A 23739-nucleotide genomic window follows, 5' to 3' on the forward strand; every position below is an offset into this window, starting at 1 on the left:
AGGCAATGTCCTGGCAGGTCAGGTGCGCCTTCTCGTCAGCCGGACCGGGAGGTGCTTGAGCCCGTTCTGGAAGTTGGACGTCAGCCGCCGCGGGCTGCCCGCCGGCTCGACGTCCCACTCGCGCAGCAGCTGCGTGAAGACCGAGCGGAACTGCGCGCGGGCCAGGTGGGCGCCGAGGCAGAAGTGGGGGCCGAACCCGAAGCTGACGTGGTCGTTCGGGGCGCGGGTGATGTCGAAGCGGTCGGGGTCGGGGAAGACGGACGGGTCGCGGTTGGCGGAGGCGTGGTAGACGACCACCTTGTCCCCGGCGCGGATGTGCCGGCCGCCCAGGGTGAGGTCGCGCGTGGCCGTCCGCCGGAAGTGCATGACGGGAGGCCAGAAGCGGAGCATCTCCTCGATGGCGGAGCCGAGCAGCGACGGGTCCGCGCGCAGGCGGGCCAGCTCCGCGGGGTGCTGGAGGAGCGTGAGCAGCCCGCCGGGGATGCCGTTGCGCAGGGTCTCGTTGCCCGCGACGGCGAAGAGGAAGAACATGTTCTCGAACTCCGCCTCCGTCAGGCCGCCCTTCAGCATGGCCGACATGACGGACTCGCCGTCCACGGGGCTCTCGGCCAGGGCGTGCGCGTAGGCGAACATGTCGGTCAGCGCGGCCTTCGAGCGCGGGTTCACCCCCGGTGCGAGCCGCGGCCTGGACGCGACGGCCAGGCGGCCCATCGGGGTGAGCGACTCGACGTCGGCCGTGGACAGGCCCGCGTAGTCGGCGTCCTGGTAGCCGATCACGCGCGACGCCCAGTCGTACAGCAGCCGCTTGTCCTGCGCCGGGACCCCCATGACGTGGGCCAGCGTCCACACGGGCAGGTCGGCGGCCACCTCCACGAAATCGCACTCGCCCGGCGCGAACAGCGCCGCGGCCCGCCCGGCGATCGTGCGCTCCAGCGCGCGCACGGCCCGCGGGGTGAAGGCCGCCGCCACGATCCTGCGCAGCCTGGAGTGCTCGGGCGGGTCCATGTTCAGCATCTGGACCTGCACGAACGCCAGGTCGCCCGGGGTGTCGGGGTCGCGGAGCTGGGTGGCGCCGAGCTGCGAGGAGAAGTCCTCGGGGCTGCGCAGCACGTGTTTGACGTCGGCGTGCCTGAACACCCCCCAGTAGCCGGGGCCCTCCCGCCAGGGGCCGACGGCGGGCTCCGGGATCCAGCAGACCGGGGACTCCTCCCGCAACGCGGCGAACAGCTCGTACGGGACGGCCGACTCGTAGGTGGCCGGCAGGAACACCTCGACCACCGGCCGCCCGCTCGTACCCGGCATGCCGCCCACCCCCGCGCTCGTGACGTCGTACCTCCCGCCCTATACCGCCACCCTGACAGGACGCAAGCGATCGAGCCAGGAGCGGCGGGGCGCTGCGGCGGGCATCATGAGCGCGTGACTCCAGCAGACGCAGAGGCGATCCTCCAGGAATACTTCGCCCCCTGGATCCAGCGGCTCGGGTTGCGCGTGGAGGAGGTGGGCGAGCGCAGCGCCGTCGTACGGCTCCCGTGGTCCGACGACCTGGCCCGGGAGGGCGGCGGGCTGTGCGGCCAGGCGATGATGGCGGCCGCCGACACCGCCACGGTCATCGCCATCTCCTCGGCGCGCGGCGGGTTCGTGCCGATGACCACCGTGCAGCAGTCGACGACGTTCCAGCGGCCGGTGATCGGGAAGGACGTCCTGATCGACGTCCGCATCACGAAGCTGGGCCGCACGCTGGCCTTCTCCGACGTCACCCTCACGGCCGCGGGCAGCCACGAGGCCGCCGCCCACGCGACGACCGTCTACGCCATCCTGGCCTGATCCCGCAGCTCGACCCTGATCTCAGGGATCTCTCAGGTGCGGAAAGTAGGCTCACGGTCATGAAGCGTGTGGCCGCGCTGGTAGCGGCGCTCGCCCTCATCGGGGTGACGACGTGGCTCGTGTGGCCGTCGGCTCCTGGGGTGCGGGGCCGGGACCAGACAATCAGCGTCGTCGACGGACCCGGCGACGACCAACAGGTGGAGCTCGATACGACCTTCTTCCCGCCGCCCGACGGCGGGAAGGCTCCAGCCGTGCTGATCGGGCACGGCTTCGGCGGCAGCAAGCAGAGCGTGCGGGACCAGGCCGTCCGGATCGCCCAGCAGGGCTACGCCGTGCTGACCTGGTCGGCGCGCGGGTTCGGGCGCTCGACGGGCGAGATCGCGCTCAACTCGGCCGACTACGAGGTCAAGGACGTCAAGCAGCTGATCGACTGGCTGGCCAAGCGCCCGGAGGTCCAGCTCGACGCCGCGAACGACCCGCGCGTGGGCATCGCGGGCGGCTCGTACGGCGGCGCGATCGCCCTGATGACGGCCGCCTACGACCACCGGGTCGACGCCATCGTGCCCCAGATCACCTGGGCCGACCTGGCCGACGCGCTCTTCCCCAACGCCGCCGCGCAGGGCGCAGGTCCGGCCGCCATCGGCCAGGACGCCGCGCACGGGGTCTTCAAGCGCATGTGGGCCGGCATCTTCTTCGGCCAGGGCGTCTCGCTGGACAGCTTGGCGACGCGGGGAGGGCGCCAGGCCGCGGCCGGCCCGCTGACGCCCGAGCAGGCGCGGTGCGGCAGGTTCCTGCCCGCGATCTGCGACGTCTACCAGCAGGTAGCCGAGGACGGCAAGGCCACGCCGGAGGCCGTCGCCCTGCTGCGCAAGTCGAGCCCGATCACCGTGGCCGGCCAGATCAAGGCGCCGACCCTGCTCATCCAGGGCCAGCGCGACTCGCTCTTCCCCCTCAGCCACGCCGACGCCAACGCCAAGGCGATCGCCGCCACCGGCACGCCAGTGAGCCTGGCCTGGTTCGACGGCGGGCACGACGGCGGCAACGGCGAGGCGGACTGGGTGTTCGAGCAGTCCACGGCCTGGTTCGCCCGCTACCTGAAGGGCGACAGGTCCGCCCCGGCGGTGAGCGCGTTCACGGTGACGCGCGACGGCGGCCGCGACCCCGGCACCCGCCAGCGCATCCGCCTCCACCCTGAGGCCGCCTCCTATCCCGGTATGGCCGGCACCGACACCACCGCGGTCCAGCTGAGCGGCCCCGCCCAGAACATCGTCAACCCGCCGGGCGGCGCGCCCGCCTCCATCTCGACGGTGCCCGGCATCGGCGGCCTGCTGGGCGGCGGCCAGAGCAGCACCGGCGTGTCCATCGACATGCCGGGCCAGAGTGCCGCGTTCGAGTCCCGCCCGCTCACCGCCCCGCTCCAGCTCACCGGCAGTTCCACGGTCAGGGTCAAGGTGTCGGGCAAGGGTGAGGCGACGCTGTTCGCCAAGCTGTACGACGTGGCCGACGGCACCCAGCCGCCCGCCCTGCCCGCCGGGCTGGTGGCGCCGGTCCGGGTGAGCATCCCAGAGGGCGCGGGCAGCGCCGAGGTCACCGTCACCCTGCCCGCCGTGGACTACCGCTTCGCCGTGGGCCACCGGCTCCGGCTGGTCCTGACCACGACGGACATGGGTTTCGCGACCGCCGCCGAGCCCGCTTCGTACCAGGTGTCCCTGGCCTCCCCCGCGCTCAACGTGCCGACGGTGCGCACGCTCGCCGCACCGCCGACCGGCGTGGCGTGGTGGGTGTGGGCGATGCCGCTGGCCGCCGTGGTCGTCGCCGCCGTGCTGCTGGCGACGGGGCGCACCCCGTCCCGCCGCCGGACCGTGCCCGGCTCCCTGGGGAACGGCGACGCGCCTGACGTGGCCGGCGACAAGGACGTGCCGCTGGAGATCAGCGGTCTGACCAAGGCGTACCGCAACGGTGAACTGGCCGTGGACGGGCTGTCGTTCCGCGTCGAGCGGGGCCAGGTCCTGGGCCTGCTCGGGCCGAACGGCGCAGGCAAGACGACCACGATGCGCATGATGATGGGCCTCATCCAGCCGGACGGCGGCGAGATCCGGATCTTCGGTGACCGCGTCACGCCGGGGGCGCCCGTGCTGTCCAGGCTCGGGTCGTTCGTCGAGGGGCCGGGGTTCCTGCCCCACCTGTCCGGGCGGGACAACATCGAGCTCTACTGGGCCGCCACCGGACGGCCTGCCGCCGACGCGCACTTCGACGAGGCGCTGGAGATCGCCGGCCTGGGCAAGGCCCTGGACCGGGCCGTCCGCACGTACTCGCAGGGCATGCGCCAGCGGCTGGCCATCGCCCAGGCCATGCTCGGGCTTCCGGACCTGCTGGTGCTCGACGAGCCCACGAACGGTCTCGACCCGCCCCAGATCCGGGAGATGCGCGAGGTGCTCAAGCGCTACGCGCAGGACGGCCGTACCGTGATCGTCTCCAGCCACATGCTGGCCGAGGTCGAGCAGACCTGCAGCCACGTCGTGGTCATGCACCGGGGCCGCCTGGTCTCGACCGGGCCGGTGTCGCGACTGCTCACCGCGGCCGTCCCCGCCAACGGGCACGGACCGCGCCTGGAAGACGTCTTCCTCGACCTCATCGGAGACAAGTCATGACCGTCGCCGCGCCGGGCTACGCGCCCCGCCGCACGCTGCCGCTGCGCGTGGAGATCGTCAGGCAGTTCAAGCGGCGGCGGACACTGGTCATGTTCGGGCTGCTGCTGGCGCTGCCGTGGATCCTGGTGATCGCGTTCCAGTTCGGGCCGCAGCCGAGCGGCCAGGGGCAGTCGTCGCTGCGCATCTCCGACCTGGCGACGGCCGGCGGCCTGAACTTCGCCGCCTTCGCCCTGTCGGTGTCGGCCAGCTTCCTGCTGGTGGTGGCGGTCGCGCTGTTCTGCGGCGACACCGTGGCCAGCGAGGCCAACTGGTCGTCACTGCGCTACCTGCTGGCCGCGCCGGTCCCCCGCGACCGGTTGCTGCGCCAGAAGCTGATCGTGGCGCTGGGCTACTCGGCGGCGGCGGTGATCTGCCTGCCGCTGATGGCGCTGGTGGCGGGCACGCTGGCGTTCGGCTGGAACGACATCCAGGTGCCCGGCACGGGTGAGGAGATCGCGGCCCTGGACGTGCTGCCGCGCTTCGGCATCGTGATCGGGTACGCCCTGGTCAGCCAGCTGGTGGTGGCCGCGCTGGCGTTCCTCGTCTCCACCATGACCGACTCCCCGCTCGGCGCGGTCGGCGGGGCGGTCGGGCTCTGGATCGTCTGCAACATCCTGCAGGCGGTGGAGGCGCTGGGCTCGCTGCGCGAGTTCCTGCCCACGTTCTGGAACAACGCCTGGCTCGACGCGCTGATGCCGGAGCTGGACTGGAGCGGCATGGCGAAGGGTGCCTCGGTGTCGGTCACGTACGCGGCCATCCTGATCGCGCTCGCGTTCCGGCGCTTCCGGCGCAAGGACGTGGTGAGCTAGGCCCAGTCGAACGACCTGGTCACAGCCTTCTTCCAGCCCGCGTACGCCTCCTCCCGCCGCTCCTCGCTCCACCGGGGCTCCCAGCGGCGGTCCTCCGCCCAGTGCGCCCGCAGCTCCGAGATGTCCTTCCAGTATCCGGAGGCGAGCCCGGCGGCGTACGCGGCCCCGAGCGCGGTGGTCTCCGACACGACCGGGCGGCTGACCGGGACGCCGAGGATGTCGGACTGGAGCTGCATGCACAGGTCGTTCGAGGTCACGCCGCCGTCCACCTTGAGCACGTCGAGGACCACCCCGGAGTCCTGCTGCATCGCCTCGACGACGTCGCGGCTCTGGAAGCAGATCGCCTCCAGAGCGGCCCTGGCGAGGTGGGCGTCGGTGTTGTAGCGCGACAGGCCGACGATCACGCCGCGCGCGTCGGCACGCCAGTAGGGGGCGAACAGCCCGGAGAACGCCGGCACGAAGTACATCCCCCCGGCGTCCTCCACCTGACGGGCGAGGGCCTCGCTCTGCTCCGCCGAGGTGATGACGTGCATCTGGTCGCGCAGCCACTGCACCGCCGAGCCGGTCACCGCGATGGACCCCTCCAGCGCGAACACGGCCGGCTGGTCCCCGAACTTGTAGGCCGGCGTGGTGAGCAGCCCGCTGCGCGAGCGAACGGGGTCGTTGCCGGTGTTGAGCAGCAGGAAGTTGCCGGTGCCGTAGGTGTTCTTGGCCTCGCCGGGCGCGAAGCAGACCTGGCCGACGGTGGCCGCCTGCTGGTCCCCCAGGATCGCGCTGATCGGCACCTCCCCGCCGACCGGTCCGTACGGGAGCGTGGTCCCGTACATGGCGGGGTCGGCCGACGGCCGGATCTCGGGCAGCATCCGGCGCGGGATCCCGAAGAACGACAGCAGCTCGTCGTCCCAGTCGAGCGTCTCCAGGTCCATCAGCATCGTCCGGCTGGCGTTGGTCACGTCGGTGATGTGCACGCCGCCCTTGACGCCGCCGGTGAGGTTCCACAAGGTCCAGGTGTCGGTGTTGCCGAAGACGGCCTCGCCCCGCTCCGCGTCCTCGCGGACGCCCTCCACGTTCTCCAGGATCCACTGGATCTTGCCGCCGGAGAAGTACGCCTCCGGCCGCAGGCCCGTCCTGTCGCGGATGACGTCCCCGCGCCCGTCCCGCTCCAGCGCGGCGGCGATCCGGTCGGTACGGGTGTCCTGCCACACGATCGCGTTGTAGTAGGGGCGGCCGGTCCGCCGGTTCCAGACGACCGTGGTCTCGCGCTGGTTCGTGACGCCCAGGGCCGCCAGGTCCTTGGCGTGCAGCCCGGCGCGCTGGATCGTCGTCTGGATCACGGCCGCCGTCACGGTCCAGATCTCGATCGGGTTGTGCTCGACCCAGCCCGCCTTCGGCAGGATCTGCTCGTGTTCGAGCTGGTATTTGGCGACCTCGGCGCCATCGTGATCGAAGATCATGAATCGGGTGCTGGTGGTGCCCTGGTCGACGGCTCCCACGAACTCGGGCATGTCTTTCTCCTCTGCAAGATTCCGGTCAGATCTCCACCGGCTGCACGATCCCGCGCTCCTCGCTCGGCGGGAGGAACCGGGCGATGCACGCCTGGTACAGGCCGGCCCCGATGACAGCTCCGACCAGCGGGCCGACGATCGGCACCCAGAAGTACAGATCGCCGTACTGATCTTGCCAGGCTGTGGAGTAGCCGGTGAGGTAGCTCGCCAGGCGCGGCCCGAAGTCGCGGGCAGGGTTGATCGCGTAGCCGGCGTCGGTGCCGAAGGACATGCCGATCCCCACGATGAGCAGGCCGACGACCACGGGGCCGAGGTTCGCGCTGGGGGCCATGTTGGCGACGTCGGACACGGCGAAGATGACGAACAGCAGGATGGCGGTGCCGATGATCTGGTCGCGCAGCCCGCCCCACATGTTCACCGGCAGCACCCCGTTGCCGGGCAGGGTCGAGAAGACGCCCTGGGTCTTGATCGTGAACCCGGGATCCACCATGGTCAGCACCTCGGTGTAGTTCCACCGGACGAGGAGCGCCGCGAGGAAGGCCCCGGCCGTCTGCGCCAGCGCGTACGGCAGGACCTTGCCCCAGGCGAAGCCGCGGAAGACCGCGAACGCCAGCGTGACGGCCGGGTTGAGGTGCGCGCCCGTGGTCCGGCCCGCGACGTAGACGCCCAGCGTGACGCCGATCCCCCACGCCCAGGCGATGCTGTCGTGGTCGCCGAGCTTGCCCGCGACCACCTGGGCGACCACGCCGACGCCGAACAGGATGAGCACCATGGTCCCGGCGAACTCAGCGATCAGCTCACCGGTCAGCCCTATCCGGTCGCGACGTCCGGCCACCGTTCCTCCTTGCGCATGTGATCGTCGTGTGCCATTCCCGATTTCGCGGCATGCATACGGAGAGCACGCTATATGTCACGCAAAGTGACATCCGAGGGTCGCGAATGGAAATCGTCGCCGCGCGGTGACGTGGGCGCGGGCTGATCGCCGGTGCCGCCTCCCGGCCACAACGCCTACTCTGGTCAGCCGGTGGACGAGGACGGGCGGTGGACGCGGTGGGCGAGTTCTGGCGGTCCGAGCACGCCGTCCGGCTGGCGCCGGTCGGGGCGGTCGCCTGCAGCGGGCTGCTGCCGTTGGTGCAGGTCGGGCTGGCGTTCAGCTATGTGGGCAACGGCGTCGGCACCGGGCTGTGGAGCCTCGCGGCGACCGCGGGCTACCTACCGCTGCACCTGCGGCACGTCTGGTACGCGGCGCGGGCGCGCCGGCCGCCGCTCGGCGGCTGGTCGCTGGCGGCGATGACCGTGGTCATCCTCGGGGCCACCCCGCCGGCCGGGAACATGTGGCCGCGGGCGTACACGGCCCTGGTGGTGTCGTTCCTGCTGGTCCTGCCCGCGCCGTGGTCCTACGTGGGCTACGTGGCGGTGGTGGCCGCGGCGGCGCCGGTGGCCCACGCGCTCGGGCTGTCGTGGACGGTCGCGCCGTGGCTGACGCTCTCGGTGCTGTGCGGCAGCGCGGCGCTGCTCCTTCTGGTGTGGCTGGCCGCGGCGCTGACCCGGTTGCAGGAGGCCAGGGAGGCACTGGCCCAGCGGGCCGTCATGCAGGAGCGGCGCAGGATCGACGACGACCTGCGCCTCAGCCTCGGCAGCGCGCTGGAGTCGATCGCGGCGCGCGGCGATCGGGCGGCGCGCAAGATCGCGATGGGCGAGCCGGCCGATGCGGCGGAGGAGTTGACCGGGCTCGCCGACGATTCCCGGCGCACGCTGGCCGAGGCCAGGCGGCGGGTACGCGGTTACCGGCAGCCGTCGCTGCGCGCCGAGCTGGAGACCGCCGCCGGCCTGCTGACCGCGGGGGGCGTCGTCACCCGCTTGGAGCTGCCACGCAGCGGCCTCCCTGACGCCATCGCCCCGCAGCCGCGGGCCGCGCTGCGCGCGACGGTCACCCGCCTGCTGCGTGCGGGACCCACCGGCGCCTGCACGATCACGGTGGCCGCCCTGGACGGCCGAGTGCTGCTGGAAGTGCGCGCCGACGGCGCCGCCACCGAGACGATCGAGGTGCCGGCATGACGCCCACGACACCGCCGCCCTGGGTGCTGCGGCGCCCGCACTGGCCGCTGATCGCGCTGCACGTGCCACTTGCCGCGCAGGTGCCGGTCTACACGATCCTCGGCATGGACGGCTCCCCTCCCGCCGATCCGCTTCCTTCGATCCTGGGCGCCCTCGGGGCCCTCGGGCTTCAACTACGGCACAGCCTCGCCGCCGCCCGGGGAGAGCGGCCCGCGGGATGGCGCTGGAGCTTCGCGGCGCTCCTGCTGCTCACCTATGCGCCGATCTGGCTCCTGGGCCTGAACTGGGTCACCATCAGCATTTTCACGCTGGCCTCGACGGCGATGCTGCTACGCGGCCGGCCGATGCTGACGGCGGCCGCCGCGCAGGTGTCGGTCTTCGGGGTCCTCCAGCTGATCTCGACCTTGCGCACACCGGACTTCAGCGTCTGGCAGGTCTTCATCCTGGAGTTGTACGCCGTGGTCGTGCCGACTCTGTTCGCCGCGGCCCTGGTCGGCGGCGCCCGGCTGGTCCGGCTGCTGAACGAGCTGGAGGCCGCCCGTACCGAGCTGGCCGCCACGGCGGTCGGCGAGGAACGCATCCGGGTCTCCCGCGACCTGCACGACCTGCTCGGCCAGAGCCTGTCGGCGATCTCCCTCAAGGGCGACCTGGCCCTGAGGCTGCTCGCCAAGGACACCCCCGCCGCCCACGCCGAGATCGAGAGCCTGACCGGAGTGGCCCGCGACGCGCTGCACGACGTACGGGCGATCACTCTCGACCAGCACACGGTGTCGTTGCGCACCGAGATCGACGGCGCCGCCGCCCTGCTCGCCGCCGCCGGCGTCGGCACCCGGTTCGACGTGGCCGACCTGCCGCCGCTGCCGGCCCTCGCCCGCGACGCCCTGGCGTGGGCGATCCGCGAGGGCACCACCAACCTGCTGCGCCACAGCCAGGCCGCGACCTGCGCCATCACCCTGTCCCGGCACCCTGGGAAGGTCCGGCTGGACATCGTCAACGACGGCGCGCGCGGCCCCGTCGTCCACGGGACAGGGCTGTCCGGCGTGGCCGAACGCGCCCGCGCCGCGTCCGGTACGTCAACCGCCGAAGTCCGCGACGGCCGGTTCCGGTTGTCGGTCGAGGTGCCTGACGCGGGCGCGCCTAATGATCGGAGACGGTCCGGCTGAAGGTCACCAGGGTGGTCCCCGGGCCGTTGTAGCCGGGGACGGGCTCGCTGACCTCGAAGCCCATGCGGCGGTGGAACGCTATGGACGTCTGGTTGACGGGCGAGGTGATGGCCTTGACGACGCGGCGGTCGTGGAGGCGGGCCAGGTCGAAGAAGCGTTCGTACATGGCGCGGGCCACGCCGCCCGTCCTGGCCGCCGGGGAGACGCCGACGAAGTGGATGTAGGCCTCGCCGGGCTCGGACGGGGAGAGGAAGCCGATCAGGAACCCCGCCATCCCCGCCGGGCCCTGCGCGATCAGGCTCGTCCGGTGGAAGTGGTCGAGGAAGAGCCTGGGCAGGGAGGGCAGGATCGGCCGGCCCCACCACTCGTCGACGACGGCGGCTATGGGGTCGTAGTCGGCGGGGGTGGCGGGGCGCAGTTCGTACGCGGGCGACGTCATGGCTCTGTCACCTGACCTGCGCGGCGATCGTCCGCGCGCACTCCAGGGACTCCGTACGCGTGGTGTCCACCACCAGGTCATAGGTCACGCCCTGGTGGACCACCTCGGCCTGCAACTCCGCCATCCCCCGGACCCGGTCCCCCCGGGCGATCTCCCGGCCCGCGGCCACCGCGCTCTCACACTTGACACCGACCCACAGCACCTCCAGCCCGGCAAGGGCCTTCTGCCACCGTCCCTGGGAGTCGGCTCCACCGAGGAAGACGTCGTCGATGATGACCCGGGCGCCCGCACGGACCATCGCGGCGACCCCTTCCGACCACGCCGCGTCCAGCATCCGGAACTGCGGCCCGACGCTGACCCCGCCGTCCGGGGCGAACTCGATGCCGCCGTCCGATCCCTGCATGGACGCCGGCATCGCCTCGATCAGCGAGTCGACCCCGAAGGCCAGCCATGGGTCCGGCAAGACCGCCTGCAGACACCGGACGATCCCCGACTTGCCCGAGCTGGAGCCGCCGTTCAACACGATCACCTGAGTAGTCACCGGCCCACGATAGGGGCGCTCCCCACCAGGCCCAAAGGCATTTTCCGGCGGAGCCGCGGCGTACTTGATCATTTGGCCGTGCGGTCGCGGAGCTGGGCCAGGGAATCGACGTACTTGAGCATCAGCCGGGCGAACTCGAGCCGGTCGCCCTCGCTCCAGTCGGCGGTGATGTACTCGAACGCCTCACGCTGGTGGCGGCGGAAGCGCTCCATGAGCTCGACCCCCGCCGGACTCAGCCGCAGCACGGTGCGCCGCCCGTCCTGCTGGGAAGCGGCGCGGATCAGGTAGCCCGCCTTGATGTTGTCGCTCACCATGCGGCTGGCGACCGAGGGGTCAACCGCCAGCAGCTCCGCTATCGCGCCGACGGTCACCTCCTTGTCCTGACCTGTGGTGTGCTCCAGGACCAGGTTCAGCACGAGCGTCCTGCTCAGGTCCTTGGCCGAGATGGGGTTCTCGACCTCCAGCAGCGAGGTGCGGCGCAGCTTGGAGAAGGCCGGTCCCACGGCGTTGAGCAGGTGTTCGGCTGTCGCTGTCTCGTCCATGCCGCCATCGTATCTCTGTGCAACCAGCAAGACATGTGTTGACAGGAATTTATGTGCATGTAAGCATGCATGTGTTTTCGAGCACCAAAAACCTCAGGAGTCACCATGACCATCCTCATCACCGGCGCCCGCGGCAAGATCGGCCAGGCCGTCATCCACCGCCTGGTCACCGCGGGCCTGCCCACCCGTGCCGCCAGCGCCGACCCCGCCGCCCTGACCGCCCCCGCCGGAGTCGAGGTCGCCGAGCTCAAGCTCGACCAGCCCGGCACCTTCCCCACCGCGCTGGACGGCGTCCGCCAGGTCTTCCTCTACCCCGAGCCCGCCGGCATCGACGCCTTCGCCAAGACCGCCCAGGACGCCGGCGTCGAGCACGTCGTCCTGCTGTCGTCCTCCTCCGTCACGGCCCCCGGCGCCGAGACCGACCCGCTGGCCTCCCACAGCCTCCAGGTCGAACGCGCCCTGACCGCCTCCGGCCTGACCTGCACCTTCCTGCGCCCGGACGCCTTCGCCGGCAATGCTCTCGGCTGGTCCTACCTCATCAGCCAGAACCAGCCGATCCAGCTCGCCTACCCCGACGCGCACATCGCGCCCATCCACTCCGACGACCTCGCCGACCTCGCCGTGGCCGCCCTGACCGGCGACACGCTCACCGGCCGTCAGGTCACCCTCACCGGGCCGCAGTCGCTCACCTTCCGCGAGCAGCTGGCCATCCTCTCCGGCGCGATCGGCCGGGACATCCCCCTCCTGCAGATCACCCGCGCCGAGGCCGAACAGCAGATGGCCCGGTGGATGCCCGCCCCCTACGCCGGCTCGCTGCTGGATTTGTGGGCCGCAGCCACCGCCGGTCCCGCCCCGATCGCCGAGACCACCCAGACGCTCCTCGGCACCCCCGCTCGCACCTTCGCCCAGTGGGCGGCGGAGAACGTCGCCGCCTTCAACGCCCGATGAGCGTCATCCGTCCACGCCCCGCCCTGCTCGGGCCGGGGCTCATCCCCCTTCACCCCCTTGGGAAGTCCTCATGCTCACCCCTGTGGGCCCCGCGCCTGCATCCACCTCCGCGCGCCGGCGCTGGGCCGTCCTCGCCGTCGTGCTGTTCGCCGCCATTCTCGACCTGCTGGATTCGACCATCACCAACATCGCCGCCCCCGCCATCGCCGCCGACCTGAACGGCGGCCAGGCGCTCATCCAGTGGCTCGGCGCCGCCTACGCCCTGGCCATGGGCGTGCTGCTGGTGGTCGGCGGACGGCTCGGCGACAAGTACGGCCGGCGCCGCCTGTTCCTGGTCGGCATCACCGGCTTCACCGTGGCCTCCATCGCCTGCGGCCTGGCCTTCGACCCGGCCTCCATCGTGGCGTTCCGGCTGCTCCAAGGAGCGTTCGGCGCCCTGCTCATCCCGCAGGGCTTCGGCATCCTCGGCGCCGTCTTCCCCCGCGACCAGCTCGGCACCGCCTTCAGCGTCTTCGCCCCCGCTCTGGGCCTGTCCGCCATCGGCGGACCCATCCTCGCCGGCTTCCTCATCGACGCCAACCTGCTCGGCCTCGGCTGGCGTGCCATGTTCCTCATCAACATCGCCCTCGGCGGCCTGGCGATCGCCTGTGCCGTGCGGCTGCTGCCCCCGGATCCCGGCGACCGCGCCGTCACCGTCGACGGGCCCGGTTCGGCCCTGCTCGCCGTCACCATGCTCACCCTGCTGTACGGCCTGATCGACGGCACCAGCCACGGCTGGAGCCTGCCACCGGTCGTCTGCCTGGGCGCCGGAGTGGTGTTCTTCGCCCTGTTCTGCCGCCGCCAGCGCACCGCGCCCCAGCCGCTCATCAAACCCTCGCTGCTGGCCAACCGCGGCTTCACCTCCGGGTTGATCCTCGGCCTGGCCTTCAACGCCGCAGTCGCCGGCCTGCTGCTGGTGCTCTCCCTTCACCTGCAGAACGACCTCGGCCGCACCCCCACCGGTGCCTCCCTCGGCCTGGCGCCCGTCGCCGCCGGCATCGTGGTCGCCTCGATCGCCACCCACCGGCTCATCGCCCGGCTGGGCCGCAGGCTCATCCTCATCGGCCTGCTGCTCACCCTGACCGGCGTCCTGACGCTCCTCACCGGCATCGCGCTCATCCTGCCGGTGTTCGTGATCGGCCTGGGTCTGGGCACCTGCTTCGGCACCGTCTACCAGATCACCCTCGGCGACGTCGACCCGGCCGAGTCCGGCAGTGCCAGCGGCTCGCTGTCGGCCACCCAGCAGCTGGCCAACAGCATCGGCGCCGCCGCCCTCACCACCGTCTACTTCCACGCCGGCCCAACGGCCAGCCTGGTCGTGGTGGCGGCCCTCCTGCTGGCCTCCTGCGTTCTGGTACGGCTGCTGCCCCGCCACGCCCAACCCCACAACTGACTCCGCCGAGGACGGTGTGACCGGCATGGGAGCACACCGTCCTGCCCGCAGGCCACGCACCGCGATGGCCCGCCCTCGTCCGCACCCGGAGGGTTGCCCGTCGCCCTGCCCGAGCCGGGGTCTCAGTTGTCAGCTACGCGATCAGATTCACGCGAAGGACCTTCGGCCGGCACCGTGGCGGGCGTCGGCACGGGAGAGGCGATCCGATTGGCGACGGCTGCCAGGATGGCTCCTGCCACGGCCGCGGCCGCCGCGGCGACGAAAGCGGCACCGCCGGTGTCGCTGGGGCCGGTGAGCTGGCCGGCGACGGCGGTGCCCAGGCCGTAGCCGGCCCACATGAAGGTGTTGAGCCAGGCGAAGACCTCGGTGCGGTAGCGAGCGGGGGCGTGTTCGGCGAGCAGTGTCGGCACGACGGCGTCGCGCGGCCCGGTCACCAGCCCGGCGAGAAAGATCAGTACGGCGAGCGTCGCGAAGCCGGGCGCCCAGCCTCCCCCGAGCAGGATGGCCGCCTCGGCGAGCGAGAGCAGGACGAGCAGGCGCCCGCCGGTGACGGGCCAGGCCCGCGCGCCGTACCCGAGGGTGCCGAGAAGGGCACCGGCTGAGAGCAGGCCCATCAGCACGCCGGCGGAGGAGGCGGAGCCGGAGGTAGTGGCCGAGGCGACCGTGGCGATGCGCAGGCAGCCGAAGGTGAAGGTGCCGAAGGCGGCGATGGCCAGCAGCAGGAGGGTGCGCCGATGGGTGAGCGGCCCGGCGAGGCGGAGCCTGCCCGGCGGGGCGGGCGCCGCTTGCCGTACCGCGGAGGAGGCCAGGAGCAGCGCGGTGCCGAGCAGGACGGCGGCGCCCGCGGCAACCACCACGCCATGAGCGGGAACGGCCAGGATCAAGATCGGCACGAGCAGGGGGCCGACGATGAACATCAGCTCGTTGACGGCGTTGTCGACCGCATAGGCCGCGGACAGGGAGGCGGTGGGGACGAGGCGTGGCCAGGCGGTTCTGATCACGGATCCGGCGGGCGGGGTCGTGGCGCCGAGCAGCACAGCGGCGCCGATCATCAGGTCAGGCCGGGCGAGGAGGAGGAGAGCGTAGGCGAGGGCGTGGGCGGCCAAGTAGCAGGTCAGGGCCCGGCGGGGGCCGTACCGGTCGGCGACGCGCCCGCCGAGCGGCGCGCACAGGGCCAGGGCCAGCGCGTGACCGGTGAGCACGAGGCCGGCGACGGCGTAGGAGCCGAGCCGGTCGACGGCGGCCAGCAGCAGGGCGAGGCTGAGTACGGGCGTGCCCAGCTTGACGAGGAGCCCGCTGACGAGCAGGCGGGGGACGCCTGGATGGGTGAGCAGGCGTCGATAGGGCGCGAACATGGCGACTCCGTTACCATCTAACTGGACTACGCCTATGACACAGGAGGAAGGTGTTACTAGTCAAGTGGAAATAGCCTGTAACGTAACCCGTCAGGTTCCCCTGATCGCCGAACTGGTCAACCTGGCCACGACGCACTGGCGGGGCGGCGTCTCGGTACAGCCGCCGGCGGGCGAGGACCTGGCGACGGCCTTCGCCGCCCACCTCGGCGACCGCACGGGTGCGGCCCTGCGCGCCGACCCGGATGCGGGGCGGCACCTGGGCGAACTGGCCACCCGGCTGCGGCAGGCACTCCTGGCCGAACGCCCGCAGGACCAGGCCGCCCGCATCAACGCCATGATCCGCAGGTACGGCGCGCAGCCGTACCTGACCGAGGACGTTGGCCAGCCGTTCCACCTCCACTTCCACGGCTCGGGTGGCACGCAGGCGGAGGCCATGGGCGGCGAGTTCGCCACGGCGCTGGCCCTCGTCGTGGACGGCTACGGCCCGGACCGCTTCGGGGAGTGCGAGGCACACCACTGCGAGGCGGTCTACATCGACCTGACCCGCAACGGCTCACGCCGCTACTGCAGTGCGGCGTGCACGGCTCGCGCCAAGACCGCCGCTTACCGCAGTCGGCGCCACACCTGATCAAGCCTTGTAGTACCGGCGCATGAGACGGGTCGCCCAGGCCGGTTGCCGGACCGGGTCGGTGGGCGCGAATTCGACCAGGTACGGCTTGATGTCCAGCACGGGGGTGCCGTCCAGTGCGTCCAGGTCGGCCACATGCAGGTCGCGGCCATCGAGGGCCAGCAGGCGGCAGACCGAGACGCCGAGCCGGTTGGGCCGGTACGGTCCGCGGTGCGCGAAGACGCCCACGAGCGGTCCGTCGGGATTGTTGCGCGGCGGCCGGGGCCGGCCCCGCACGTCCGCCTCGTCGATCCGGTCGAACCGGAAGACGATCTCCAGGTGGGAGAACTCCCGCAGGCCCTGCAGGGCCGACGGCTCGAAGCGGTCGTCCAGGCGGATGACGGCCTGGGTGTCGTACCAGCCGTCCTCGTACATCTCGTTCCGCCCGCCGAGGACGTGGGCGACAGGGCGGAAAATCATCCGTTCCCGCCCATGACGCAGAGCTGGGCGCGGAGGGTCTCGCCGACCCACTGTTCCCAGCGCTCGCGCGTCCAGCCGCGCTCGCGCACGAACAGCAGGTAAAGCTCGGGGCTGAGCAGCCCGTACAGCAGGTCGGCGGCTTCCTCCACCGACACCTCGGCTCGCGCCCCGGGTTTGCCGACAAGCGCCTTGGCCGCGCCCTGCTGGACGACATACCGGGGGTCGACCTCGTACGACCACAGCGCGGCGACCTCGGGGTCGCTCGCGACCGCCGCCTCCAAGACCCGGCCGATCGGCGCGACGCGTTCCAGGACCGAGGTCGTGCCGGCGACGTAGGCGCGCAGCAGGTCCTGGGCGGTGCCGGCGGCCAGCGCCGCCATGTACCACGGCCGGTCCATCGTGGCCACCGGCTCGTCATCGCCCGCGATCGTGACGTCGACCAGCTCCTTGAGCAGGGCGCGCTTGTTGCCGAAGACGAAGTAGATCGTCTGCACCGCGACCCCGGCCTTCTCGGCGACGTCCTGCAGGTTGGTCGCGCCGTATCCGTCCTGCACGAACAGCTCCGATGCCGCCTCGAGGATGCGCCGGCGCGTCTCCTTCGCCTTCTGGGCCCGCTTGTTCGTCCGCTTGACATCGCTCATGGCTAGAGTCTATCTCTAGATTCGTTCACTAGAAGTCAACTCTAGAGAGAAGGTCCAGCCATGACGGTCATCAGTGTCACCCGCTTCCAGGCCGATCCCGAGGACGCCGACCAGGTTCAGGACCGGCACGCCGCCCTGGTCACCGCCATCAGAGCCGCTCAGCCAGGCCTCACCGAAGCGCGCCTCGGCCGGCTGGACGACGAGACCTGGGTCGGCGTCTGGCGCTGGGATTCGGCCGCCAGCCTGCAGGCCGCCCGCCAGGCCGCGGCCGGCACCCCCGCCGCCGTCGCGGCGTTCGCCGTCGCCCGCGACGTCATGGCGGAGGACATCGAGATCCTGGCCGAGCTCTGACCCCCGGCTCCGGCCCCGGCCCCGGCAGTCCGGGGCCGGGGTTCCCCCGAATCAAGGAGATGACATGATCGAAATCGACGCGTTGACCAAGGTCTACGGCTCGGCGCAGGTCAGGGCGGTCGATGAGGTGTCCCTGCGCATCGGCGCCGGGTCGGTCTTCGGCTTCCTGGGCCCCAACGGCGCCGGGGCGGCTCATGATCTCAGCGCGCTTGTCGGACCATGCCTTGCGCTCGGCCATGCCACTCACTCCTCATCTGCGGTGCGTCCTTGGGAGGCGCTGTCCGGAACCCGGAGCGGGAAGCGCCCCGTCGTGGAAGGCCTTCGTCGGCCCCGCGTCACCGGAATCGCCGGCGCGTGGCCGGCCGCGGCCGTCGCAGGCGAGGCCGATTCGGTGGCCAGCCCTCACCGGGAGCGGCCGATGGTGTGATCGTCCGGTTCGTTCCGTCCAGATCCTGGGCGTCCGGGTGGTCACGGGTTCTGTTCTTCCACCAGGCCCTGGCTCGACTGCTCGGCCGTCCAGGAGGTGAGGAAGCGCAGGGCATCGTGCGACGGGCTGCCGGGCTCGGCGGTGAGGACCATGAGCCGCTGCCCCGAGCCGTCGGGGCTGGTCCAGGTATCACAGTCGAGCGTGAGATCACCGACCAGCCGATGCCGGTAGTGCTTGGTGCCGTAGCCGGCGGTGTTGACGCGATGCTCGGCCCACCAGGTACGGAAGTCGGCGTCCTGGACGGACAGTTCGCCGACCAGGCGGGCTAGCTCGGGGTCGTCAGGGTCCGCGACTACCTCCATACGCAGCGCGGCGACGGCATCGCGGGCGTCATGTTCCCACCGCCGGTGCATACCTCGCATGACCGGGTCCGTGAACAGCAGGCTCACGTAATTGCGTCGATGTGACGGAACGTGCGAGAAATCGATGTACAGAGCCGCGGCGGCGGAGTTCCACTCCAGGATGTCCATACGTTTGCCCAGAACGATGGCCGGGGTTTGGGTGAGCTGGTCGAGGAGGCGTCTCATGGCGGGCCGTACGCGCTGCGCGGGCCGCCGCCGACGCGGCCGGGCGTCGGCCTTGCCGGCGAGTTCATACAGGTAGCGCTGCTGGTCCTCGTCGAGACGCAGCGCGCGGGCAAGGGTGGCGAGCACCGATGCGGACGCCTGGACGCGGCCCTGCTCCAGCCGGGTGTAGTAGTCGACGCTGATCGCCGCTAGCTGAGCGACCTCCTCACGGCGCAGGCCCGCGACCTTGCGGCGGGTGTTCGTCTCGGGCAGGCCGAAGTCCGTCGGGGCCAGTTGTGCCCGGCGAGCTTTGAGGAACGCGCCCAGCTCGCCGGGATCACGTGCGGGAGTCATGCTCCCCATTGTCCCGGCCGGCCACACAGATGTGAGGGGGCACGTTCTTTCCCAGGCAGGAACCTGCCGCTTTTGCGCGCACGGGACTGGGCCGACCGTAGAGACAAGCCCGGCACCGCGCCGGGCCCGGAGCCCACCACAGCGGTGTGGTCCTGCCGAGACAGCACATGCGGAGAACCCCGTGACGAAGATCGACATCACCTTCGACAGCGCCGGCATCCCCCTCGCCGGCCACCTCTATCTGCCCGGCACGCCGGCAGCGGGCCCCCATCCGGCGATCGTCGTCGGTCACCCCGGCACCAGCGTGAAGGAGCAGACCGCCGGCCTGTACGCGCGGCAGCTGGCGGAAAGGGGCTTCGTCACGCTGGCCTATGACGCGGCCCACCAGGGCGAGAGCGGCGGCCAGCCGCGCGGTCTGGAGGATCCCGCCCAACGCGTCGAGGACCTCAAGGCCGCCGTCTCCTTCCTCACCACCCGCAGCGAGGTCGACGCGGAACGCATCGGCGCGCTCGGCATCTGCGCCTCCGGCGGCTACGTACTCCCCGCCACCGCGAGCGATCATCGCATCAAGGCCGTCGGCACGGTCAGCGCCGTCGATGTCGCCCGCCAGTTCCGCCTGGGCGCCGACGGGACCCAGGACCCGGCCGTGTTCCAGGCCATGCTGGACACCGCCGCCCGTGCACGCACCGCCGAGGCCCGCGGCGAGCAGCCGCCGGTTCTCACTCTCTTCCCCGACACCGCCGAGCAGGCTCGCGCGCTCGGCGGAGAGCACGGCGTCGAGGGCTTCGACTACTACCGCACCCCGCGTGCCCAGCACCCTCGAGCGGCGAGCTTCTTCACCTGGACCAGCATCGACAAGATGGCGATCTTCGACGCCTTCGCCCCCATCCCGCTGATCGGGTCACGGCCGCTGCTCATGGTCGTGGGCACCCGCGCCGTCACCTCATGGATGAGCGTCGAAGCGTTCCAGCGCGCCATCGGACCCAAGGAGCTCCACTGGATCGACGGCGCCAGCCATGTCGATCTCTATGACAGCAAGCAGTACGTGGATCTCGCTGTCGAAAAGCTCGCCGGCTTCTTCACCGGGCACCTGGGTCAAGCGGTCTAGGGTCCGTCGTCAGCTCAGAGCGCGAATGACGAGAGTGTGATCGCCGCTTTCGTATGAGAGGGCGGTCTCGTCATCGCTTGGTGGCGATGTCGCGCAAGCCCTTGAGCCGGTTATGGTGCCCCTGGCTGGGCGATCGAGTGACGGATTTCGACGTGTAATCGGCTGTCAACCCCACCAGGCGCGATCGGCCGGCCCGGTCCGGGGCGGGCATCAGATGGCCCACCGCTTCGCCGGTCAACGGGCGGGGGGTTCGGGGGATCGGAAGGGGGCCGGAGCCCCCTTGGGAGGCGCTGCCTGGAGTCCCGAGCGCGCAGCGCCCCGGCGTGGAGGGCCTTGTTCCAGGCTCGTGTGCGGCCCGGTGTCGAAGGTCTTGTTTCTAGGCCCAGTGTGGGGGCTTGTTGTCCAGGTAGAAGGCGTCCGGGTTGGTTTCGGGCCAGTCGCCCCAGCCCTCGTCCGTGTCGTCTGCTGTCTGCTCCGGTAGAAAATCGTTCACGCCGGACATGCTACTCGGGCCTACAAACCAGCACCCGGTGTGTCCGCAGGTCCAGGGACAGGCGGGGGCGGCGGCGGTACGATGCGAGAGCAGGTGTCGCCTATCCCCCGTGAGGCTGCTCATGGCAACCCCGACAGGCTGGCAGCGAGACGGCAATCTACCGACGGAGCTCACCAGCTTCATCGGCAGGACAAGGCTCCTCGCCAACCTCAAACGGCACCTGGGCGAGTCCCGCCTGGTGACCGTGACGGGCATCGGGGGCGTGGGCAAGTCCCGTACGGTGCTGAGGCTCGCGCATCTCGTCCGCTCGCAGTATCCCGACGGCGTGTGGTTCGCGGATCTCGGGCGGTTGCAGGACGCGGGCATGGTCAAGCACACCATCGCCTCCGCGCTGGGCATCGCCGACCAGTCCTCGCGGGCGGAGTCCGAGTCGCTGTCGGAGTGGGTGGGCGAGCGCGACATGCTGCTCATCATCGACACCTGCGAACACCTGGTGCACGGGTGCGCCGATCTGGTGCACGAGTTGCTGGAGGCGGCGCCCAACCTGAAGGTGCTGGCCACCAGCCGCCAGTCGCTCAACCTGCCGTACGAGCACGTGGTCCCCGTGCCGCCGCTGCAGGTGCCGTTCGAGGATCCGGGCGAGAGCCTGTTCACGAACGAGGCCGTGCAGCTCTTCGCCGAACGCGCCGGGGCGAGCGTGCCCGACTTCGTGCTCGACGAGGACAACATCGGCGCCGTGGCCGAGCTGTGCCGCAGGCTCGACGGGATCCCGCTCGCGATCGAGCTGGCGGCCGTGCGGCTGCGGGCGCTGTCGGTGGAGCAGATCCTCGGGCTGCTGGCCGACCGGTTCAGCCTGCTGGCGGGCGCGAGCCGGACGGCGCTGCCGCGGCACCAGACGCTGCGGGCGGCCATCGGGTGGAGTCACGAGCTGTGCGAGCCCGCGGAGCGGCTGCTGTGGGCGCGACTGTCGGTGTTCGCGAAGGACTTCGAGCTGGACGCGGCCAGGTTCGTCTGTTCCGACGGGCGGCTGCCGTCCGAGGACATCACCGACCTGGTCACGGGGCTGGTCGAGAAGTCCATCCTGCTGATCAGGAGCAATCACGCCGGCGTGCGCTACAAGCTCATCGACACCCTCGCGGAGTACGGCGAGGAGTGGCTCGACAAGCTCGGCCAGAAGGAGCAGATGAAGCAGCGGCACCTGGAGTACTACCTGAGCCTGGCCCAGCGCAGCGAGGATGCCTGGTCCGGGCCGCGGCAGATCTACTGGTTCGTCCGCATGCGGCAGGAGCACGACAACGTCCGGGTGGCGCTCGACCATGCGCTCAAGTCGCCGGGCAAGTCGGTGCTGGCGCTGACCCTGCTGTCGTCGTTGTGGTTCATGTGGATCTGCTGCGGGTTCGTCCGCGAGGGGCGGCTCTACCTGGAGAAGGCGCTGCAGGCCAACCCGACCGTGAGCAAGGAGCGCTGCAAGGCGCTGTGGGTGCTCTCGTACGTGCGCAGCGCCCAGGGCGACAGCGCGGGCGCGTTGAAGGCGGCCGAGCAGTGCAGCACCGAGGCCGTCAGGGTCGGCGACTCCAGGGCCGTGATCCTGGCCTCCAAGATGCAGGGCACGGCCGCGCTGCTCCAGGGCGACCTGCAGAAGGCCAGCGCGCTGCTGGGCGTGGCGATCGAGTTCAACACCGACAACAAGGAGCTCAACCCCGGCCTGCTGCCCGCCATCGTCGAGCTGTCGCTGGTGCTGTCGTCGCAGGGTGAGTTCTACGAGGCGGAGTCGCTGCTGCTGGACTGCCTGCAGGTGTGCAGGGAGCGCGGCGAGCTCTGGGTCAGCTCGTACGCGCAGTGGGCTCTGGCCTTCACCAGGCTCGCGACCGGCAGGGCGGAGGAGGCGCTGCAGAGCGCCAGGGAGGGGCTGCGGATCAAGCGGCACTTCCACGACACGCTCGGCACCCTGCTGGCGCTGGAGACCTGCGCGCGCATCTTCGTCATGCACGACGAGCTGGCGCTGGCCGCCAAGCTGCTCGGCGCGTTGCAGCAGAACTGGAAGTCGGCCGGCCTGCCGCAGATGGGCGCGCCGTTCCTGACCGACGACCACAACGCGTGCGTGCGCGAGTGTGCGCGGCGGATGGGCGAACTGGCCTACAAGAGCGCGCTGGAGGAGGGCGCCAGGCTCGACCTGGACGAGGCGTCCGAACTCGCGCTCGGGGGCGAGCCGGACGCCTCAGACTAGCGCCGGCCTCAGACCGCCTGGGGCCAGCGGGTGTCGTCGGGCCAGGCGTGGACGTAACGTGCGCTGCCGAGGGAGAACTCGATGTGCCCGCGCACCCAGTGTTCGAGCCCCCGTACGTACTTGCGGACCGGCAGCGACGCCCAGTGCTCCAGCGCCGCGCGCCGCTCGATGAACGCGGCGATCGCGTCGTTGTGCATCTGCGCGACCCCGCGCAACGCGTTCTGGAGGGAAAGGGACTTGTGCGTGGCCAGCACGGTGACGAGGTTGTGCCGGGCCTTGTCGTTCCCCCGTTCCTTGGCGTACGAGAGCAGGTCGTTGTCCCAGCCGATGAGGTCGCACGCCAGGTCGGACAGCGCGCGCACGTCGGGATGATGCCATTCCTCGGCCTCGAGCCGGTAGCCGCCGCCTGCGTCGATGAGCGCGAAGCAGGTGTACGTGGCCCCCGTGATGCGACGCATCAGCACGTAGTCCTCAGGGTTGGGGATCAGGTCGACCTCGCGGTTCGCCGCCTCCCAGATCTGGGCGAACAGGTACTCCTTCACCGTGATCCGCCACCGGTCCACCTGTGCGGGGGTGGCGGCTTCGGAGATCCGGTGCAGGAGCTCGTTGAGGGCGAGGCCGAACGGGTCGTCGGCGTCCGGCTTCCGGCGTCCGTCGAGGATCTCCAGGAGCGGCGGCAGGGCGCGGGCCAGCGCGGAGGCCCGGTGTCCCATCAGCTCGCCCTCGCAGAACGCGTCGTCGAACGCGAAGAGCCAGTTGTACCAGTCGTTGATCAACCGGAGGCTGTCACGCGGCACGGTCGGGTTGGTCCGGGCCGCGAGCAGGCCGATTTGGGAGCGCCGGAAGTGCTCGATCGCCTCGGCGCCAGTGAGCATGTTTGAGGCGGCCAGCCATGCGTGACTCTCCGCGTCGACCTCCGTGGCATGCACGTTGATCTCGTTCGGGAACGGACATGGCAGCGGAGGGATGTGGAGTGGTCGCCTACCAAATGTTTGCGCAGAAGTAGCCACGTCATCCAGCATGACGAGGCAGTGCACGAAAGGCCACAGTCGGCAACTTCGAGCCCTTTAGTGCTTATTTCATACTATGAATCGCTTTGCGTGAAGCATTGGATAAACTGGTCATTTTCCACATTGGCGCCCCGACCAAAGCCTGCAGCGAACCCGCACGGCGAGCGCC

At 71.0% G+C, this 23739-nt stretch carries 23 protein-coding genes; 12 read left to right on the forward strand and 11 right to left on the reverse strand.

Annotation, left to right across the window (positions count from 1 at the left end; all coding sequences use genetic code 11):
• Nucleotides 1-18 precede the first annotated feature (18 nt).
• Entirely contained in the window at nt 19-1302 is a 1284-nt protein-coding gene (locus ACFKCF_RS03420; RefSeq protein WP_394490467.1) for a cytochrome P450, read from the reverse strand.
• 114 nt (nt 1303-1416) lie between these two features.
• On the opposite strand from ACFKCF_RS03420, the gene ACFKCF_RS03425 reads away from it, so the two are divergent.
• From ACFKCF_RS03425 to ACFKCF_RS03435, 3 genes are read left to right on the forward strand one after another with little or no spacing between them, the layout of a single operon-like run.
• Nucleotides 1417-1824, forward strand: coding sequence for a PaaI family thioesterase (locus ACFKCF_RS03425; RefSeq protein WP_394490469.1), 408 nt, complete (start codon nt 1417-1419; stop codon nt 1822-1824).
• Between the two features lie 59 nt (nt 1825-1883).
• The gene (locus ACFKCF_RS03430) at nt 1884-4475 is read left to right on the forward strand and encodes a CocE/NonD family hydrolase (RefSeq protein ID WP_394490471.1); all 2592 of its coding nucleotides are present in this window, start codon (nt 1884-1886) and stop codon (nt 4473-4475) included.
• A complete protein-coding gene (locus ACFKCF_RS03435; RefSeq protein WP_394490473.1) occupies nt 4472-5323 on the forward strand; it encodes an ABC transporter permease in 852 nt (283 codons plus the stop codon). Before ACFKCF_RS03430 ends, ACFKCF_RS03435 begins: the two co-directional genes overlap by 4 nt.
• Here the strand turns inward: ACFKCF_RS03435 and glpK are convergent.
• Both glpK and ACFKCF_RS03445 read right to left on the reverse strand, forming a co-directional pair.
• On the reverse strand, nt 5320-6828 hold the full coding sequence (gene glpK, locus ACFKCF_RS03440) for a glycerol kinase GlpK (RefSeq protein WP_394490475.1): 1509 nt from the start codon (nt 6826-6828) through the stop codon (nt 5320-5322). The genes ACFKCF_RS03435 and glpK overlap by 4 nt on opposite strands.
• Nucleotides 6829-6853: 25 nt before the next feature.
• Nucleotides 6854-7663: an MIP/aquaporin family protein gene (locus ACFKCF_RS03445; RefSeq protein WP_394490477.1), complete on the reverse strand. Its 810-nt coding sequence runs from the start codon at nt 7661-7663 to the stop codon at nt 6854-6856.
• A gap of 206 nt (nt 7664-7869) precedes the next feature.
• Here ACFKCF_RS03445 and ACFKCF_RS03450 point away from each other — a divergent pair, with 206 nt between their 5' ends.
• Both ACFKCF_RS03450 and ACFKCF_RS03455 read left to right on the forward strand, forming a co-directional pair.
• Nucleotides 7870-8886, forward strand: a complete 1017-nt coding sequence (locus ACFKCF_RS03450; RefSeq protein ID WP_394490479.1) for a hypothetical protein — start codon at nt 7870-7872, stop codon at nt 8884-8886.
• Nucleotides 8883-10049, forward strand: a complete 1167-nt coding sequence (locus ACFKCF_RS03455) for a sensor histidine kinase (RefSeq protein WP_394490481.1) — start codon at nt 8883-8885, stop codon at nt 10047-10049. The genes ACFKCF_RS03450 and ACFKCF_RS03455 overlap by 4 nt, the downstream gene beginning before the upstream one ends.
• Here ACFKCF_RS03455 and ACFKCF_RS03460 read toward each other — a convergent pair.
• The 3 genes from ACFKCF_RS03460 to ACFKCF_RS03470 all read right to left on the reverse strand — a co-directional run bounded on the left by ACFKCF_RS03460 (nt 10024) and on the right by ACFKCF_RS03470 (nt 11571).
• Entirely contained in the window at nt 10024-10488 is a 465-nt protein-coding gene (locus tag ACFKCF_RS03460; protein ID WP_394490483.1) for a GNAT family N-acetyltransferase, read from the reverse strand. The two genes, ACFKCF_RS03455 and ACFKCF_RS03460, sit on opposite strands and share 26 nt — an antisense overlap.
• Nucleotides 10489-10495: 7 nt before the next feature.
• Complete coding sequence (gene cpt / locus ACFKCF_RS03465; RefSeq protein ID WP_394490485.1) at nt 10496-11029, reverse strand: chloramphenicol phosphotransferase CPT; 534 nt, start codon at nt 11027-11029, stop codon at nt 10496-10498.
• Between the two features lie 68 nt (nt 11030-11097).
• A complete protein-coding gene (locus tag ACFKCF_RS03470) occupies nt 11098-11571 on the reverse strand; it encodes a MarR family winged helix-turn-helix transcriptional regulator (protein ID WP_394490487.1) in 474 nt (157 codons plus the stop codon).
• Nucleotides 11572-11676: 105 nt separating this feature from the next.
• On the opposite strand from ACFKCF_RS03470, the gene ACFKCF_RS03475 reads away from it, so the two are divergent.
• Both ACFKCF_RS03475 and ACFKCF_RS03480 read left to right on the forward strand, forming a co-directional pair.
• Nucleotides 11677-12519, forward strand: a complete 843-nt coding sequence (locus tag ACFKCF_RS03475) for an NAD(P)H-binding protein (RefSeq protein WP_394490489.1) — start codon at nt 11677-11679, stop codon at nt 12517-12519.
• 70 nt (nt 12520-12589) lie between these two features.
• Nucleotides 12590-13951, forward strand: a complete 1362-nt coding sequence (locus tag ACFKCF_RS03480; protein ID WP_394490491.1) for an MFS transporter — start codon at nt 12590-12592, stop codon at nt 13949-13951.
• 122 nt (nt 13952-14073) lie between these two features.
• On the opposite strand, the gene ACFKCF_RS03485 is transcribed toward ACFKCF_RS03480, so the two are convergent.
• The gene (locus ACFKCF_RS03485) at nt 14074-15306 is read right to left on the reverse strand and encodes an MFS transporter (protein ID WP_394490493.1); all 1233 of its coding nucleotides are present in this window, start codon (nt 15304-15306) and stop codon (nt 14074-14076) included.
• A gap of 64 nt (nt 15307-15370) precedes the next feature.
• Here ACFKCF_RS03485 and ACFKCF_RS03490 point away from each other — a divergent pair, with 64 nt between their 5' ends.
• Nucleotides 15371-15934: a CGNR zinc finger domain-containing protein gene (locus tag ACFKCF_RS03490; protein ID WP_394490495.1), complete on the forward strand. Its 564-nt coding sequence runs from the start codon at nt 15371-15373 to the stop codon at nt 15932-15934.
• On the opposite strand, the gene ACFKCF_RS03495 is transcribed toward ACFKCF_RS03490, so the two are convergent.
• Both ACFKCF_RS03495 and ACFKCF_RS03500 read right to left on the reverse strand, forming a co-directional pair.
• Nucleotides 15935-16393, reverse strand: coding sequence for an SAM-dependent methyltransferase (locus tag ACFKCF_RS03495; protein ID WP_394490497.1), 459 nt, complete (start codon nt 16391-16393; stop codon nt 15935-15937).
• Nucleotides 16390-17034 carry a TetR/AcrR family transcriptional regulator gene (locus ACFKCF_RS03500; protein WP_394490499.1) on the reverse strand — a complete coding sequence of 215 codons (645 nt, stop codon included), beginning with the start codon at nt 17032-17034 and terminating at the stop codon, nt 16390-16392. The genes ACFKCF_RS03495 and ACFKCF_RS03500 overlap by 4 nt, the downstream gene beginning before the upstream one ends.
• A 60-nt stretch (nt 17035-17094) precedes the next feature.
• Between ACFKCF_RS03500 and ACFKCF_RS03505 the strand changes: the two genes are divergently transcribed.
• Both ACFKCF_RS03505 and ACFKCF_RS03510 read left to right on the forward strand, forming a co-directional pair.
• Nucleotides 17095-17385, forward strand: coding sequence for an antibiotic biosynthesis monooxygenase (locus ACFKCF_RS03505; protein WP_394490501.1), 291 nt, complete (start codon nt 17095-17097; stop codon nt 17383-17385).
• Nucleotides 17386-17449: 64 nt separating this feature from the next.
• Entirely contained in the window at nt 17450-17812 is a 363-nt protein-coding gene (locus ACFKCF_RS03510) for a hypothetical protein (RefSeq protein WP_394490503.1), read from the forward strand.
• Between the two features lie 41 nt (nt 17813-17853).
• Here ACFKCF_RS03510 and ACFKCF_RS03515 read toward each other — a convergent pair whose 3' ends face one another.
• The gene (locus tag ACFKCF_RS03515; RefSeq protein WP_394490505.1) at nt 17854-18732 is read right to left on the reverse strand and encodes a helix-turn-helix domain-containing protein; all 879 of its coding nucleotides are present in this window, start codon (nt 18730-18732) and stop codon (nt 17854-17856) included.
• Between the two features lie 181 nt (nt 18733-18913).
• Here ACFKCF_RS03515 and ACFKCF_RS03520 point away from each other — a divergent pair, with 181 nt between their 5' ends.
• On the forward strand, nt 18914-19840 hold the full coding sequence (locus ACFKCF_RS03520; protein WP_394490507.1) for an alpha/beta hydrolase: 927 nt from the start codon (nt 18914-18916) through the stop codon (nt 19838-19840).
• Nucleotides 19841-20454: 614 nt separating this feature from the next.
• Nucleotides 20455-22560 (forward strand): ATP-binding protein, encoded by a 2106-nt coding sequence (locus ACFKCF_RS03525; RefSeq protein ID WP_394490509.1) that lies wholly within the window; start codon nt 20455-20457, stop codon nt 22558-22560.
• A gap of 8 nt (nt 22561-22568) precedes the next feature.
• Here the strand turns inward: ACFKCF_RS03525 and ACFKCF_RS03530 are convergent, their stop codons facing one another.
• Nucleotides 22569-23489, reverse strand: a complete 921-nt coding sequence (locus ACFKCF_RS03530; RefSeq protein ID WP_394490511.1) for a hypothetical protein — start codon at nt 23487-23489, stop codon at nt 22569-22571.
• Nucleotides 23490-23739: the final 250 nt, after the last annotated feature.

This window comes from Nonomuraea sp. JJY05 (assembly GCF_043496855.1).
GTDB lineage: Bacteria > Actinomycetota > Actinomycetes > Streptosporangiales > Streptosporangiaceae > Nonomuraea.